1 protein-coding gene is annotated in these 1,179 nt (G+C 63.3%); it reads left to right on the forward strand.

Annotation, left to right across the window (positions count from 1 at the left end):
- Positions 1-3 precede the first annotated feature (3 nt).
- On the forward strand, positions 4-1,179 hold the full coding sequence (tuf, locus tag ABD906_RS09825) for an elongation factor Tu (RefSeq protein WP_345099248.1): 1,176 nt from the start codon (positions 4-6) through the stop codon (positions 1,177-1,179).

A 1,179-nucleotide genomic window follows, 5' to 3' on the forward strand; every position in this document is an offset into this window, starting at 1 on the left:
CACATGGCCAAAGGTAAATTTGAGCGCACGAAGCCGCATGTGAACATTGGCACGATTGGTCACGTTGACCACGGCAAGACGTCGCTGACGGCGGCGATCACGAAGTTTTTCGGTGACTTCCGCGCGTACGAGCAGATCGACAACGCGCCCGAAGAGCGTGCACGCGGCATCACGATCAACACGTCGCACGTTGAGTACGAGACGGAGAACCGTCACTACGCGCACGTGGACTGCCCCGGCCACGCCGACTACGTGAAGAACATGATCACGGGCGCGGCTCAGATGGACGGCGCGATCCTGGTGGTTTCGGCTGCCGACGGCCCGATGCCGCAGACCCGCGAGCACATTCTGCTGGCCCGTCAGGTTGGCGTTCCGGCGCTGGTTGTGTTCCTGAACAAGTGCGACCAGGTTGACGATCCTGAGCTGCTCGAGCTGGTTGAGATGGAGGTTCGCGAGCTTCTGTCGAAGTACGAGTTCCCGGGCGACGAGATTCCGATCATCCGCGGTTCGGCGCTTGCGGCGCTTGAGGACAGCGACAAGGAGCTGGGCGAGAACGCGGTTCGCGCTCTGATGAAGGCTGTGGACGAGTACATCCCGACGCCTGAGCGTCCGATCGACCAGCCGTTCCTGATGCCGATCGAGGACGTGTTCTCGATTTCGGGGCGCGGCACCGTGGTGACGGGCCGTGTCGAGCGCGGCATCGTGAAGGTTGGCGACGAAGTGGAGATCGTCGGCATCCGTCCGACCTCGAAGACGACGGTCACGGGCGTCGAGATGTTCCGCAAGCTGCTCGACCAGGGTCAGGCCGGCGACAACATCGGTGCGCTGCTGCGCGGTATCGGCCGCGAGGACGTGGAGCGCGGTCAGGTTCTGGCGAAGCCCGGCTCGGTGACGCCGCACACGAAGTTCAAGGCCGAGGCCTACATCCTGACGAAGGAAGAGGGTGGCCGTCATACGCCGTTCTTCACGAACTACCGTCCGCAGTTCTACTTCCGCACGACGGACGTGACGGGCGTCGTGACGCTTCCTGAGGGCGTGGAGATGGTTATGCCGGGCGACAACGTGACGATGGAAGTCACGCTGATCGTGCCGATCGCGATGGAAGAGCGCCTGCGCTTCGCCATCCGCGAGGGCGGCCGCACCGTCGGCGCCGGTATCGTCGCAAGCATTATCGAGTAA

The organism is Chelativorans composti, assembly GCF_039541695.1.
GTDB classification, from domain to species: Bacteria; Pseudomonadota; Alphaproteobacteria; order Rhizobiales; family Rhizobiaceae; genus Chelativorans; species Chelativorans composti.